The sequence below is a fragment of the Duganella alba genome, assembly GCF_009674495.1.
In the GTDB taxonomy this organism is placed as follows: domain Bacteria; phylum Pseudomonadota; class Gammaproteobacteria; order Burkholderiales; family Burkholderiaceae_D; genus Rugamonas; species Rugamonas alba.
The window spans coordinates 57,272-71,298 of sequence record NZ_WKJN01000006.1 but is presented as its reverse complement, the minus strand read 5'-3'; the positions used below and the strand labels follow the sequence as shown (position 1 = coordinate 71,298).

The window sequence follows — 14,027 nt, the reverse complement described above, 5'->3', positions numbered from 1 at the left end:
AATATAAGATTTTGGTGATTAAATTGCGAGCAGTGACAACCAGTATGCCAAGGTTGCCACCGCGAAACCCAAGATCAGCCATAACCATGAGGCCGACTGAAACAACACGAGTGCTACAACAAACAGCACGACCGTGATAAATATCTTTGTCACTTCGGCGCGCACATGCGCGCGCAAAGCGGTTTTGGCGTCATTTGATCCGCGCGCAACAATCATCGCGTACATCAGGCTCCCGATGACTGCGATTGCTCCGCCATAGGCGGCCGACCAAGCTTTGATTACTCCGCCAATATTCCAGGCGAGCAAGGCGAATCCAGTCACAATTGCGAACTGGAGGGCGACGACTCGGAACACCGGTTTGGAAATGCTCGTCGGACTACTCACTGCGAGCCTCCTTAAAAACCGATTAAACCCCAAAGACGCGTGATTATATGTGTCTTTCATGTATCGCGTCAAACATGCTGCACCGCAGCAGAGCATTTGGTGCACGAATGAGACGCTTTTAGAAACATTTCAGATGTTGTTGCACCAAGTTGGAATCAGTTAGACGTTTTCCAGATGGTGAAAACTCCGGGGTCAGGTCCCCCATTTCTACACGAGCTCGGCCATAACAGCTGCTAAGGCCGAGCTCGTGTAGAAATGGGGGACCTGACCCCGGGTTTAGGCGCGCAGGCGGGCGAGGACGCCGTCGAGGATGTCGAGGTCGGCAAAGTCGATGATCATCTGACCGCGGCCTTTGGCGCCCATCTTGAACACAACCGGCGTCGCCAGCGCGTCGGACAGTTCTTCTTCCAGGCGCACGATGTCGCCGGACTTTTCTTTCAATCGCGCCTCTTTCGGCGACGATTTCAATTCTTCCAGCGTTTTGGTGACCAGCTTCTCGGTTTCGCGCACCGATAACCTTTTGGCAATCACGGTGTTGGCCAGGTTGATCTGGGTGGCGGCGTCGACCGCCAGCAGCGCGCGCGCGTGGCCCATGTCGATATCGCCGGCCATCAGCATGGTTTGCACCGGCGCCGCCAGATTCATCAGGCGCAGCAGGTTGGACACGGCGCTGCGCGAGCGGCCGACGGCCGTGGCCGCCTGCTCGTGCGTGAAACTGAAATCGGTGATCAGGCGGTGGATGCCCTGCGCCTCTTCCAGCGGATTCAGATCCTCGCGCTGCATGTTTTCGATCAGCGCCATCGCGGCGGCGGCCTGGTCGTCCACGTCGCGCACCAAAACCGGGAGCACTTCCAGGCCCGCCAGTTGCGCGGCGCGGAAACGGCGTTCGCCGGCGATGATCTCGTATTTGTCCTTGCCGACCGGGCGCACCAGGATAGGCTGCATGATGCCCTGGGTTTTGATCGAGGCGGCCAGCTCCTGCAGGCCGCCTTCGTCCATGCGGGTACGCGGCTGGTATTTACCAGCCTGCATCTGACCGACCTTCAGTTCGGACGGCGTGTTGGCGTCCGCCGTGTTCATGTCGCCGTCGCCGCCCAGCAGCGCGTCCAGGCCGCGACCCAGGCCTTTGAGTTTTTTGGTTGCCATGTGAATGCCTTACATTTTCTTGATGCGCTTGACCATCTCGGCGCCGAAGGCGATGTACGCCTGCGCGCCCTTGGAGGTCGGATCGAAGGTGACGCCCGGCACGCCATACGACGGCGCTTCCGCCAGACGCACGTTGCGCGGGATGATGGTCTTGAAGACTTTGTCGCCGAAGTGCTGCTCCAGCTGCGCCGATACCTGCTGCGACAGCGTCATGCGCGGATCGAACATCACGCGCAGCAGGCCGATGATCTTCAGGTCCGGGTTCAGGTTGGCGTGCACCTTCTTGATGGTGTTGACCAAATCGGACAGGCCTTCCAGTGCGTAGTACTCGCACTGCATCGGAATGATCACGCCGTGCGCGGCGCACAGGCCGTTCAGCGTCAGCATCGACAGCGCCGGCGGACAGTCGATCAGGATGAAATCGTACTCCTTATCCACAAGCGCCAGCGCTTCCTTCAGGCGGCGCTCGCGGTTGTCCAGTTCCACCATCTCGACTTCGGCGCCGGCCAGCTCGCGGTTGGACGGCAGCACGTCGAAGTGCCCCGGCTCGGAACGCTGGCGCGCCGTGGCCACGTCGCTGGTGCCGAGCATGACTTCATACGTCGACGCCGGCAGCCCTGCCTTGTTGATGCCTGCTCCCATGGTGGCGTTGCCCTGCGGGTCCAGGTCGACCAGCAGCACGCGCTGGTCCAGTTTTGCCAGACCGGCTGCCAGGTTGACCGTGGTGGTGGTCTTGCCTACGCCGCCCTTTTGATTTGCTACGCAAAAAATTTTTGCCATGTATTTCTTATGTGTGTTGTTGCTTTGATTTATACGGTATAAACGATATAAACGATTTATACTATTTATATGATATAAACCATTTATACCGTATAAACCGTTTACTTCGTTTCAGCCTGGATGAACACCAGGTGACGTTCCGCGTCCAGCCCTGGAACCGCCAAAGGCTCCAGTTTCTGCACTTTCCATGGGGCTGGCAGCCGCTCTCGCTCCTCTGCCGGCGCCGTGCCTTTCAAGGCGATGAATTGACCGCCCTCTGCCAGCAGGTGCCCCGACCAGTTGACGAAGTCGGAAAGGTCCGCGAACGCCCTGGAGGTGATGACGTCGAATTTCGTCTTCACTTCCAGCTCCTGCACTTTCTTCGTGTACACCGTCACGTTGCCCAGTCCCAGCTCCGCCTTCACCTGGTTCAGGAAGGCGGTCTTCTTGTGCACGGTGTCGATCATCGACACCTTCATGTCCGGGCGGCTGATCGCCAGCACCATGCCCGGCAGTCCACCGCCCGCCCCCACGTCCAGCACATTCGTCGCGCCTTTGAAGGCCGGCACTGCCGTCAGCGAGTCCAGCAGGTGCAGCTTGACCATTTCCATGGGGTCACGCACCGAGGTCAGGTTGTACACCGAATTCCACTTGTTCAGCAGGGCCAGGTAGTCCAGCAACTGCTCCACCTGCGCCTCGCTCAACTCCAGTTGCAGCTGGTTGATGCCTTGTTTCAAAACATCCGCTACTACATTGCGGTCAAACACCTTCATTAAGCTGCCTCTTCTTTATTCACGAAACCGCCGAAACCGGCCTTCTTCAGGTGCACCAGCAGCAGCGAAATCGCCGCCGGCGTGACGCCCGAAATACGCGATGCCTGGCCCAAGGTTTCCGGACGTTGCGCATGCAACTTCTGGCGCACTTCCACCGACAGCGCGGTGATGTCCAGGTAGTTGTAGTTCTCCGGCAGTTTCAGGTTTTCGTAGTGCTCGTGGCGTTCCACTTCTTTCGTCTGGCGGTCGATATAGCCCGAATATTTGAGCTGAATTTCCAGCTGTTCCTTGACCGCTTCGTCGGTCTCGCCTGGGCCTGCCAGGTCGCGGCCATCGGCACCTTTCAGCGTCATCAGCTTGTCGTAGGCGACGCCCGGACGGCGCAACAGGTCGGCCAGCGAGTATTCGCGTTCGATAGCCTGGCCAATCACGCGCTCGGATTCCGCAGCTTCCAGGATGCGTGGATTTACCCACGTGGAGCGCAGGCGCTCCAGTTCGCGGGCCACGGCCTCGCGTTTGCGGTCGAACGATTCCCACTGCGCATCGCCGATCACGCCCAGCTTGCGGCCGATTTCGGTCAGGCGCATGTCGGCGTTGTCTTCACGCAGACTCAGGCGATACTCGGCGCGGCTGGTGAACATGCGGTATGGCTCCATCACGCCTTGCGTGACGAGGTCATCCACCATCACGCCCAGATAGGCTTCGGAACGCGCCGGCGTCCAGGCTTCGCGGCCCTGGGTTTGCAGCGCGGCGTTGACGCCGGCCAGCAGGCCTTGTGCCGCCGCTTCCTCGTAACCGGTGGTGCCGTTGATCTGGCCAGCGAAGAACAGGCCGTTGATGGCCTTGGTTTCCAGCGACGCTTTCAGACCGCGCGGGTCGAAATAATCGTATTCAATGGCGTAGCCAGGACGCAGGATGTGCGCGTTTTCCAGGCCCTTCATCGAGCGCACCAGTTCGATTTGCACGTCGAACGGCAGGCTGGTGGAGATACCGTTTGGATAGAATTCGTGCGTGGTCAGGCCTTCCGGTTCCAGGAAAATCTGGTGCGATTCCTTGGACGAGAAGCGGTGGATCTTGTCTTCGATCGACGGGCAATAACGCGGGCCGACGCCTTCGATCACGCCGGTGTACATCGGGCTGCGGTCCAGGCCGCCACGAATAATGTCGTGGGTTTTCTGGTTGGTGTGCGTGATCCAGCATGGCATCTGCTCAGGGTGCATGGAGGCTTTGCCCATCACCGAGAACACCGGCACCGGGTCCAGGTCGCCTGGCTGCTCGGTCATCTGCGAGAAGTCGATGCTGCGGCCGTCGATACGCGGCGGCGTGCCGGTCTTCAGACGGCCTTGCGGCAGCTTCAGTTCCTTCAGGCGGGACGACAGCGAAATCGCTGGCGGATCGCCGGCGCGGCCGCCCGAGTAGTTGTTCAGGCCAACGTGGATTTTACCGTCGAGGAAAGTACCGGCGGTCAGCACCACGGCTGGCGCCAAAAACTTCAGGCCGATCTGGGTGATGGCGCCGACCACGCGGTCGCCCTCCACCATCAGGTCGTCCACGGCCTGCTGGAACAGCCACAGGTTCGGCTGGTTTTCCAGACGCGAACGGATGGCGGCTTTGTACAGAATACGGTCGGCCTGGGCGCGGGTCGCGCGCACGGCAGGGCCTTTGGAGGAATTCAGGATGCGGAACTGGATGCCCGACTCGTCGGTGGCGATCGCCATGGCGCCGCCCAGCGCATCGACTTCCTTGACCAGATGGCCTTTGCCGATACCGCCGATGGATGGGTTGCACGACATCTGGCCCAGCGTCTCAATATTGTGGGTGAGCAGCAAGGTCTTCTGACCCATGCGGGCCGAAGCGAGGGCGGCCTCGGTCCCGGCGTGACCACCGCCGACAACGATGACGTCGAAATTCGTAGGAAATAACATGGTGGAGATATTTAAAGCGAAGGGGATCAAGGTCAAATTATAGAGTCTTTTTGGTGCTGCGACTTTTTTAGGCAAAAATATAGTTCGGATGTTCCACGTGAAACAATGAAAAAGGGACACCGAAGTGTCCCTGTCTTTGTTCCACGTGAAACAATATCACCAACGCAACCATGCATCGTGGCCAGTTTTAACGATCAGCACCGAGACCACCACCAGGAACAGTTTGCGCACAAAGCCGCTGCCGTGCTTCATCGCCATGCGCGAGCCGATCAGCGAACCGGCGATCTGGCACACCGCCATCGTCAGACCCAGCTGCCAGATCAGGTGGCCGCTGTAGCCGAACCACACCAGGCCGGCAAAGTTGCACGCCACGTTGACGATCTTGGCCACCGCCGAGGCGCCGAGGAAGTCGAAGCCGAACACGCGAACAAACAGGAATACCAGGAAGCTGCCGGTGCCCGGACCGAAGAAGCCGTCGTAGAAACCGATGGCGGCGCCGACCACCAGCGCCAACGTCTGCTCCCTGGTGCCCGAGTGGATCGGCGCGTGGACGCTGCCGAAATCCTTCTTGGCGAAGGTGTAGATGGCCACCAGCAGCAGCACGACCGGCAACGCGGTGCGCATGAAATCGGCCGAGACATGGGTGACGGTGAAGGCGCCCAGGAAGGCGAACACCAATGCCGACATCGCGGCAGGCGTCGCCACCGACCAGGCGATCGTCACCCGGCGCGCATAGCTGACCGCAGCCACGCTGGTGCCGAAGATACTGGCCAGCTTGTTGGTGCCGATGATGGTGGCCGGCGCCATGTTGGGGAACACCGTGAACATGGTAGGCAGCTGTATCAGCCCTCCTCCGCCAACCACCGCATCGACCAAGCCTGCGCCAAACGCAGCAATACCTAACACCCAGAAGTCCACCATGATCCCGCCATCCCCAACGTGCAAAAGCCTCTATTGTACGGAAGAAATCTGCACTAGCTTATGCGCATCCGGCATGGCTTGGAGTAAGCTAGGTGGTGTTGTCTTTTCTGAATGGACGCCGTCATGACAGATTTCCCTGCCTTTTCTTTCAGCACCGTGGCCAACATCGTTTCCGAACTGGGCGCTGCCGGACGGCTCGGCCACCACATCGCGCAGCGCTTTCCCGACGCTGGACGCGCCCTGCTGGTCACCGATCCTGGCTTCCTGAAAACCGGCCTGGTGGACGATCCGGTCGCCAGCCTGCGGGCGGCCGGGCTGGCGGTCGAGGTGTATTCCAAGGTGGTGGCGGACCCGCCGGAGGTGGTGGTGCTGGAGGCGGTAGGCGCTGCGCGGGCGTTCCGGGCCGACATTGTTATCGGGCTGGGCGGCGGCAGTTCGATGGATGTGGCGAAGCTGATTGCGGTGCTGGCCGGCAGCAGCCAACCGATCAGCGCGATCTATGGCATCGGCAATGTGAAGGGTGTGCGGCTGCCGCTGGTGCAGATTCCGACCACGGCTGGCACCGGTTCGGAGGTGACCAACATCGCGATCGTGACCACCGGTGCTACCACAAAGATGGGCGTGGTGGCGCCGCAGCTCTATGCCGATCTGGCATTGCTGGATGCGGAGTTGACGCTCGGATTGCCGGCGCAGGTGACTGCGGCCACGGGTATCGACGCCATGGTGCATGCGATTGAGGCTTATACCAGCAAGCATAAGAAGAACCCTTTGTCGGATGTGCTGGCGCGGAAGGCGTTGCAGTTGCTGTCCGCGAATCTGATCATGGCTTGCGAGAATGGCGGGAATCTGGCTGCGCGGCAGGGCATGCTGTTGGGAGCGATGTTGGCCGGGCAGGCGTTTTCCAATGCGCCGGTGGCGGCGGTGCATGCGCTGGCGTATCCGATAGGCGGGATATTTCACGTGCCACATGGGCTGTCGAATTCGCTGGTGCTGCCGCACGTGCTGCGGTTCAATGCGCCGGAGGCGGCGGGGCTGTATGCGGAACTGGCGGAGATTGTGGTGCCGGCGGCCACAGGCAGCGTCGAGGCGAGGGCGGAGGCATTGGCTGTTGCGATGCAACAAATAGCCACTGTGACGGGGATTGAGCGGACCTTGCAGCAAGTGGGGATCAAGGAGTCGGATCTGGATCGGTTGGCGGATGATGCGATGCTTCAGACCCGGCTTCTCGGCAATAACCCCCGCCTCGTCACGCGCGAGGATGCCAGGGCTATCTATACTGCGGCGTTTTAATTCCCCGCACTGCGAGCCGCAGGGGTCTGACCCCAAAGGGGTCAGACCCCGACTTGCCGGGTTCCTCTGCGCCGCTCAATCAGGCACTGTGATTGTTGTCGCGCTTACGGTAATGGCGTTCGCCGACGTTGGGGTTGTGGCGAACGCCGGCACATTGGCAACGGTGATCGCAGTGGTGTTGTCCGCACGGGTAACCGTCCGCACCACCTGCGACGGTGGCAGCGCTGCCGAGCTGCGCAGATTCGCCAACATCGCATCCAACGCCCGGAACAGGTACACGTGCAGCGGCACAATGTTCGCCGGCAGGGCATTGGTGAACGAGTCGAAATGGTTGGCATTGGTGACTTCGATGTAGCGCAGCTTGCTGCCGCTGCCCTCCACCGACGCATTCAACCCCAGGTAGGCACGTGAAGCGAAGTTCACCGGTATCAGCGTATCGCTACGCCCCTGCACGATAATGGCCGGCTTGCCATGCAGATTCCCACTCGCCGCCACCTCCGTCACGCCGGCCTTGATGCGCGCACTCTGCGCGGCCAGCGTGCCCGTCAACGCCATGCCAGTCACCGCATCCACACCCGTCGCCAGCGAACGCAGGCACAGGAAACCATCCAGCGACTGATCCACAATTCCGCTCACCGGCGACACCCCGAAGTTGTACGCCTTGGCGCCGCCCACCGAATCCTCATACACCACGCTGCCGATGATGCCGTTCTGCGTGGCGAAGCTGCTGGCCTTCTGCGCCGCCGTAAAGACCAACGGCACTCCGGTCGCATCAGTCTGCGCAAATGTGAAACCACAAATCTTGTCCGTCACAGAAAACTTGCCGTAAGCGTAGGCGTAGGTGACGGCGACCAGGATGTTGGTGCCCGCGTGCGCCGCTTGCAACACATCCGAATCCGGCAACCAGCCGTAGGCTTTCAGGCGCGCCTTGGCATCGTTCTGCTGCGCTGTCAGATCGGCGCCACTCAACAGGCCGCGCGACACCAGCGCCGTGCAGCGTCCCGGCGCCGCCGCCGTCGCGGCAATACACGGCTGATACAGCGCTGCAAAGGTCGAGTAATCGAACAGCGCCTTGCCCTGCCCCGTCACCGCCGCCGCGCCCTGCCGCACCGTGTAGCCGCTGGCAGTTTTGGGCTGGATCTGCGGCTCGGTCGCGGCGACGCCGGAGATCAGGCCCCTGCTGTCCTGCTCCGCCGCCAGCAGCGCCGCGCCGGCGCCGTTGGAGATGCTGGACGCGATCGTGATCGTGTTCTTCGGATCAAGCGCAATCACGTGCCGCGTGTTGTCCCTGGCCAGCGCACCGTACTTTTCGTTCAACACGTAAAAGGCAAACTCCACCGCCTGCAAGGTGAACTTGCCCCAATCCTTTTCCGGATTCTGCTGCGAATGCGCATGCTTGAAGGCGACGCGTCCCGGATACGCCGATGCAAAAGCCGCCGGCTCGGCATCGGTCAGCGCCGGCGCAAAGATGGCGTTCTTGCCGGCCGCCGCGCGCGTGGCCCGCAGGCCATTCTGCAGGTTCACGCTGTCGTCTTCAAAGGTGTAGAGGCCGGTGCCGCTGCCCTTGTCGGCATACGCCACGGCGCAGTTGTTCTTCAGCCCCCACTCGCCAGCGCTGCCGATGGCGCCATAAATCCCGCGCGAGCCGCTCGACGTGCCGGTGACGATGCAGGGATTTTTCACATCGAACCCGGCCGGCACCTGCACCATCAAGGTCACGTTGTTGTCGGTGTAGGCGAGATATTCGGTGCCAGCGATCTTGCCCTCGCCCGTGCCGGCAACGCCCTTGGCGTCCACGTTCGGGCCGTACAGCGTGCCGTAGCCGCTGTTGGCGGAGATATCCAGCACCGCGCGGTAATTGGCGTGGATGGCGTTGCGGCGCAGTTCGGCGACGGTGGGATTGTTGGAGTCGGCGTAGGCCGGTGTGGCGCCTGCCAGTCCGGTCTTGCCCAGACCGGCGGTCAGCAGATCGTCGCTGACGCCGTCGTAGGTTTTGCTGCTGATATCGCCGAGATAGTTTGGCTTGAAGTTCAGGTCTTCGTCGCGGTCATGATGATGGTTGCTCGATCCGCAGGCGGCGACTGCGGCGCCGGCCAGCGCCAGCACAATGGTTTTGATTTGCATAGCGTCCTCACACTGGTTTCTTCTTTCCGGCCAGCGCAATGAACTCACCGATGATTCCGCGCCGGAACAACAGCACACAAACAATGAAGATCAGGCCAACCACCATGTTGACCGCTTCGCCTATGGTGTTAAACCACTCGATCCCGGTGACCTGGGCCAGCAGCGTGCCCCAGTCGCCCAGCTTGTTTTCCAGCGCGATGATGATGATCGCGCCCAGCATCGGCCCGGCCAGCGTGCCCATGCCGCCGACCAGCGTCATCAGGATAACCAAACCGGACATCGTCCAATGGACATCGGTCAAGGTTTCGAAGCCCAGCACCACGGTCTTGCTGGCGCCGGCCAGGCCGGCCAGCGCGGCCGACAGCACGAAGGCCAGCAGCTTGTATTTGTCGACGTCGTAACCCAGCGAAATCGCGCGCGGCTCGTTTTCCTTGATCGCTTTCAGCACCTGGCCAAAAGGCGAATGGACGATGCGCACGATCAGCGCAAAGGCCAGCGCGCAGATGCCGAGCAGGACGAAATACAGCGTGGTGTCGTTGGCGAGGTCGATCACGCCGAGGAACCTTCCACGTGGAACACCTTGCAGGCCATCCTCACCGCCGGTGAACTCCCCTGCCCGCAGCGCGCCGAAATACACCATCTGCGCCAGCGCCAGCGTGATCATCGAAAAGTAGATGCCCTGCCGGCGGATCGCCAGCGACCCCATCACCACGCCAATCAGCGCCCCGGCCGCCACGCCGGCCAGCAGGCCCAGCTCGAACGGCAGGCCCCAGAGCTTGAGCGCATTGCCGGCGACATAGCCGGCCGCGCCGAAGAACGCCGCGTGACCGAACGACAGCAGGCCGGTAAAACCGATCAGCAGATTGAAGGCGCAGGCAAACAGCGCGAAGCACAGCAGCTTGGACAGGAACACCGGATAGCCGATAAACGGCGCCGCCAAGGCGATGGCAAAGGCGATGAGATAGCCAATTTTTTTGTTCATCATTTTTCCTTGCCAAACAAACCTGCGGGACGCAGCAGCAGCACGACCACCATCACCAGGAACACCACGGTGGACGAAAACTCGGGATAGAACACTTTGGTCAGGCCTTCGATCACGCCCAGGCCGAGACCGGTCAGGATGGAACCCATGATCGACCCCATGCCGCCGATCACCACAACGGCGAATACGACGATAATCAGGTTCTGCCCCATCAGGGGCTGCACCTGGATGATTGGGGCCGCCAGAACGCCTGCAAAGCCCGCCAAAGCGACGCCGAAGCCGTAGGTGAGCGTCACCATCAGCGGCACGTTGATGCCGAAGGCTTCCACCAGCTTGGGATTCTCGGTGCCGGCGCGCAGGTAGGCGCCCAGTTTGGTCTTCTCGATGACGAACCAGGTCGACAGACATACCACCAGCGACGCCAGCACCACCCAGCCGCGATAGTTCGGCATCACCATGAAGCCGAGGTCGGTCGCGCCGGCCAGCGCTTCCGGCACCTGGAACGGCTGGCCGGAGACGCCGTAGAACGAGCGGAACACGCCTTCTACCAGCAGTGTGATGCCGAAGGTCAGCAGCAGGCCGTACAGGTGGTCCAGCTTGTACAGGTGGCGCAGCATGGTCTTCTCGATGACAACGCCGAACACGCCGACCACCAGCGGCGCCAGGACCAGTACCGCCCAGTAGTTGAGGCCAAGGTATTCGATGCCCATCCACGCCAGGAACGCGCCCATCATGTACAGCGCGCCGTGGGAAAAGTTAATCACATTGAGCAGGCCGAAAATGACGGCCAGGCCGAGCGACAGCATCGCGTAGAACGAGCCGTTGACCAGGCCCAGCAGTAGCTGGCTCATTATCATGGGCAAGGGATAGCCGAAGATTTCCATGGGAATCCACATTCAGGGTATCAGGGGAAGGCAGGCGCGGCGGCGCCCACCCTGTGCAAAACTCAGCTTATTTCCACAGGCTGCACTTGGTTTCCGCCTTGGTGGCGTAAGCCTGGTCGCCCGGAATGGTGGCCACGACCTTGTAGTAATCCCATGGATATTTCGATTCCGCCGGCTTCTTCACTTCCATCAGATACATGTCGTGGACCATGCGGCCGTCCGGACGGATCGTGCCGTTCTTGGCGAACATGTCGTTGATCTTGTTCGCCTTCAGGTAGGCCATCACCTTGTCCGAATCGTCGGTGCCGACCGCCTTCACCGCCTTCAGGTAGTTGGACGCGGCCGAGTAATCGGCGGCCTGCAACATCGACGGCTCCTTCTTCATCTTGTCGAAGTAACGCTTGGACCAGGCGCGCGTTTCGGCGTTCTGGTCCCAGTACCAGCCGTCGGTCAGGTACATGCCCTGCGTCAGGTTCAGGCCCAGCGAATGCACATCGTTGATGAAGATCAGCAGGCCGGCCAGCTTCATCTTCTTGGTGATGCCGAATTCGTTGGCGGCCTTGATCGAGTTGATCGCATCGCCGCCGGCATTGGCCAGGCCGAGAATCTGCGCGCCCGACGATTGCGCCTGCAACAGGAAGGACGAGAAGTCCGATGCCGACAACGGATGCTTGACCGAACCCATCACCTTGCCGCCGGCCGCCTTCACCACTTCCGACGTATCCTTTTCCAGCGACTGGCCGAAGGCATAGTCGGCGGTCATGAAGTACCAGTTCTTGCCGCCCTGCTTGACGATGGCGCCGCCGGTGCCGCGCGCCAGCGCGATGGTGTCGTAGGCGTAGTGCACCGTGTACGGCGTGCACTCTTCATTGGTCAGCCGGGCGGAGCCGGCGCCGATCGAGATGAAGACTTTTTTCTTTTCCGCCGCCACCTTGGCCATGGCCAGGTTGGCGCCGGAGTTGGTGCCGCCGATCAGCATGTCGACGCCCTGCTGGTCGAACCATTCGCGCGCCTTGGAGGCGGCGATGTCGGCCTTGTTCTGGTGGTCGGCCGAGATGAACTCGATCTTCTTGCCGTTGATGTTGCCGCCGGCATCGGCGATCGCCATCTTCACCGCCTCGGCGCCACCGGCGCCGTCGATGTCGGTGTACAGGCCGGACATGTCGGTGATCAGGCCGATCTTGATGGTGTCGCCGGAAATCTGCGCCTGGGCGGAGAAGGTTGCGCAAGCGGATACTGCAAGGGCGATGGCTTTGATTTTCATTTTTGTCTCCCTACCATGGTTTTATACACCCAAAAGCTCGGTCAACACCGGCATCTTGGCGCTCAACTCGGATGCAACAAAGGTCTCCACGATCTGCCCGTGTTCCATCACATAAAACCGGTCGGCCAGTGGCGCGGCAAACCGGAAATTCTGTTCCACCATGACGATGGTGTAGCCCTTGGATTTGAGCGTGGTGATCATCCGCGCCAGCCCCTGCACGATGACCGGCGCCAGCCCTTCGGAAATTTCATCGAGCAGCAGCAGGCGCGCGCCGGTGCGCAGGATGCGCGCCACCGCCAGCATCTGCTGCTCGCCGCCCGACAATCGGGTGCCCTGGCTGTGCTTGCGCTCTTCGAGATTGGGAAACATGGCGTAGATTTCCGCCACCGACATGCCCTTGTCCGCGCCGTTCAGATGCGGCGGCAGCATCAGGTTTTCCTCGGTCGACAGCGAGGAAAAAATGCCGCGCTCCTCGGGACAATAGCCGATGCCGAGGTGGGCGATTTTGTGCGTCTGCAAGCCGATCGCTTCGGCGCCGTTGACCTTGATCGATCCCTTGCGCGCGCCGGTCAGGCCCATGATGGCGCGCAGCGTGGTGGTGCGGCCGGCGCCGTTGCGGCCCAGCAGGGTCACCACTTCGCCCGGCTGCACCGTCATGTTGACGTTGTGCAGAATGTGCGACTCGCCGTACCAGGCCTGCAGGTTGGAAATGTCCAGTGCGGCCGCCATCAGTGCGCTCCTTCCAGCTCGGCGGCTTCGGTGCCCATATAGGCTTCCATCACCTGCGCGTTGGTCGACACCTCGGCATACGTGCCTTCGGCCAGCATGGCGCCGCGCTGCAGGACGGAGATCTTGTCGCAGATGCCGGACACCACCTTCATATTGTGTTCGACCATCAGGATGGTGCGGCCGGCCGAGACTTTTTTGATCAGCTCGGTGACGCGATGCACGTCCTCGTGGCCCATGCCCTGCGTCGGTTCATCGAGCAGCATCAGCTCCGGTTCCATCGCCAGCGTGGTGGCGATTTCCAGCGCGCGCTTGCGGCCGTAGGGCATGTCGACGGTGATGGTGTCGGCGAACTCGGTCAGGTCGACCTCGGCCAGCAGCTGCATGGCGCGCTCGTTGAGCCGGTCCAGCGCGCGTTCGCTCTGCCAGAAAAAGAAGCTGGTGCCGAGCTGGCGCTGCAGGCCTATGCGCACATTTTGCAGCACGGTCAGGTGCGGGAAGACGGCGGAAATCTGGAACGAACGGATCACGCCCATGCGGGCGATCTGCGCCGGCCGCGCTGCGGTGATGTCATGGCCGTTGAAAAGAATCTGGCCCGAGGTCGGCACCAGGAACTTCGTCAGCAAATTGAAGCATGTGGTTTTACCTGCCCCGTTGGGGCCGATCAGCGCGTGGATGTGCCCGCGCTGCACTTTGAGATTGACGTCGTTGACCGCGGTAAAACCCTTGAATTCCTTGGTCAAATGCTTTGTTTCCAAGATAACGTCGGACATCCTGTCTCCCTGTTATTCTTTTCAAAGTACCAATTTTTTCTAGATCATACACAGTAACAAATTAGCTAACAATACA

General features: G+C 61.0%; 13 protein-coding genes. 1 reads left to right on the top strand and 12 read right to left on the bottom strand.

Annotated elements, in window-relative coordinates; translation table 11 throughout:
- Positions 1–18: 18 nt before the first annotated feature.
- The 6 genes from GJ695_RS07720 to GJ695_RS07695 form a co-directional block, all read right to left on the bottom strand.
- The gene (locus tag GJ695_RS07720) at positions 19–384 is read right to left on the bottom strand and encodes an ATP synthase subunit I (protein ID WP_371866508.1); all 366 of its coding nucleotides are present in this window, start codon (positions 382–384) and stop codon (positions 19–21) included.
- Between the two features lie 276 nt (positions 385–660).
- Positions 661–1,530, bottom strand: a complete 870-nt coding sequence (locus GJ695_RS07715) for a ParB/RepB/Spo0J family partition protein (protein ID WP_154363521.1) — start codon at positions 1,528–1,530, stop codon at positions 661–663.
- 9 nt (positions 1,531–1,539) lie between these two features.
- Positions 1,540–2,310 (bottom strand): ParA family protein, encoded by a 771-nt coding sequence (locus tag GJ695_RS07710; RefSeq protein ID WP_154358037.1) that lies wholly within the window; start codon positions 2,308–2,310, stop codon positions 1,540–1,542.
- A 101-nt stretch (positions 2,311–2,411) separates the two neighbouring features.
- On the bottom strand, positions 2,412–3,062 hold the full coding sequence (rsmG, locus tag GJ695_RS07705; protein WP_154363519.1) for a 16S rRNA (guanine(527)-N(7))-methyltransferase RsmG: 651 nt from the start codon (positions 3,060–3,062) through the stop codon (positions 2,412–2,414).
- Positions 3,062–4,987 (bottom strand): tRNA uridine-5-carboxymethylaminomethyl(34) synthesis enzyme MnmG, encoded by a 1,926-nt coding sequence (gene mnmG / locus GJ695_RS07700; protein ID WP_154363517.1) that lies wholly within the window; start codon positions 4,985–4,987, stop codon positions 3,062–3,064. The genes rsmG and mnmG overlap by 1 nt, the downstream gene beginning before the upstream one ends.
- 156 nt (positions 4,988–5,143) lie before the next feature.
- Entirely contained in the window at positions 5,144–5,908 is a 765-nt protein-coding gene (locus tag GJ695_RS07695; RefSeq protein ID WP_154358034.1) for a sulfite exporter TauE/SafE family protein, read from the bottom strand.
- 123 nt (positions 5,909–6,031) lie between these two features.
- On the opposite strand from GJ695_RS07695, the gene GJ695_RS07690 reads away from it, so the two are divergent.
- Positions 6,032–7,198, top strand: a complete 1,167-nt coding sequence (locus tag GJ695_RS07690) for an iron-containing alcohol dehydrogenase (protein WP_154363515.1) — start codon at positions 6,032–6,034, stop codon at positions 7,196–7,198.
- Between the two features lie 75 nt (positions 7,199–7,273).
- Here the strand turns inward: GJ695_RS07690 and GJ695_RS07685 are convergent, their stop codons facing one another.
- The 6 genes from GJ695_RS07685 to GJ695_RS07660 all read right to left on the bottom strand — a co-directional run bounded on the left by GJ695_RS07685 (position 7,274) and on the right by GJ695_RS07660 (position 13,951).
- The gene (locus GJ695_RS07685) at positions 7,274–9,322 is read right to left on the bottom strand and encodes a 3-hydroxybutyrate oligomer hydrolase family protein (RefSeq protein WP_154363513.1); all 2,049 of its coding nucleotides are present in this window, start codon (positions 9,320–9,322) and stop codon (positions 7,274–7,276) included.
- A gap of 7 nt (positions 9,323–9,329) precedes the next feature.
- Complete coding sequence (locus GJ695_RS07680) at positions 9,330–10,304, bottom strand: branched-chain amino acid ABC transporter permease (RefSeq protein WP_154363816.1); 975 nt, start codon at positions 10,302–10,304, stop codon at positions 9,330–9,332.
- Positions 10,304–11,188: a branched-chain amino acid ABC transporter permease gene (locus tag GJ695_RS07675; RefSeq protein ID WP_154363813.1), complete on the bottom strand. Its 885-nt coding sequence runs from the start codon at positions 11,186–11,188 to the stop codon at positions 10,304–10,306. The genes GJ695_RS07680 and GJ695_RS07675 overlap by 1 nt, the downstream gene beginning before the upstream one ends.
- A gap of 67 nt (positions 11,189–11,255) precedes the next feature.
- Complete coding sequence (locus GJ695_RS07670; protein ID WP_154358030.1) at positions 11,256–12,452, bottom strand: ABC transporter substrate-binding protein; 1,197 nt, start codon at positions 12,450–12,452, stop codon at positions 11,256–11,258.
- 21 nt (positions 12,453–12,473) lie between these two features.
- Positions 12,474–13,181 carry an ABC transporter ATP-binding protein gene (locus tag GJ695_RS07665; RefSeq protein WP_154363511.1) on the bottom strand — a complete coding sequence of 236 codons (708 nt, stop codon included), beginning with the start codon at positions 13,179–13,181 and terminating at the stop codon, positions 12,474–12,476.
- Positions 13,181–13,951 (bottom strand): ABC transporter ATP-binding protein, encoded by a 771-nt coding sequence (locus GJ695_RS07660; RefSeq protein WP_154363509.1) that lies wholly within the window; start codon positions 13,949–13,951, stop codon positions 13,181–13,183. The genes GJ695_RS07665 and GJ695_RS07660 overlap by 1 nt, the downstream gene beginning before the upstream one ends.
- Between the last annotated feature and the right edge of the window lie 76 nt (positions 13,952–14,027).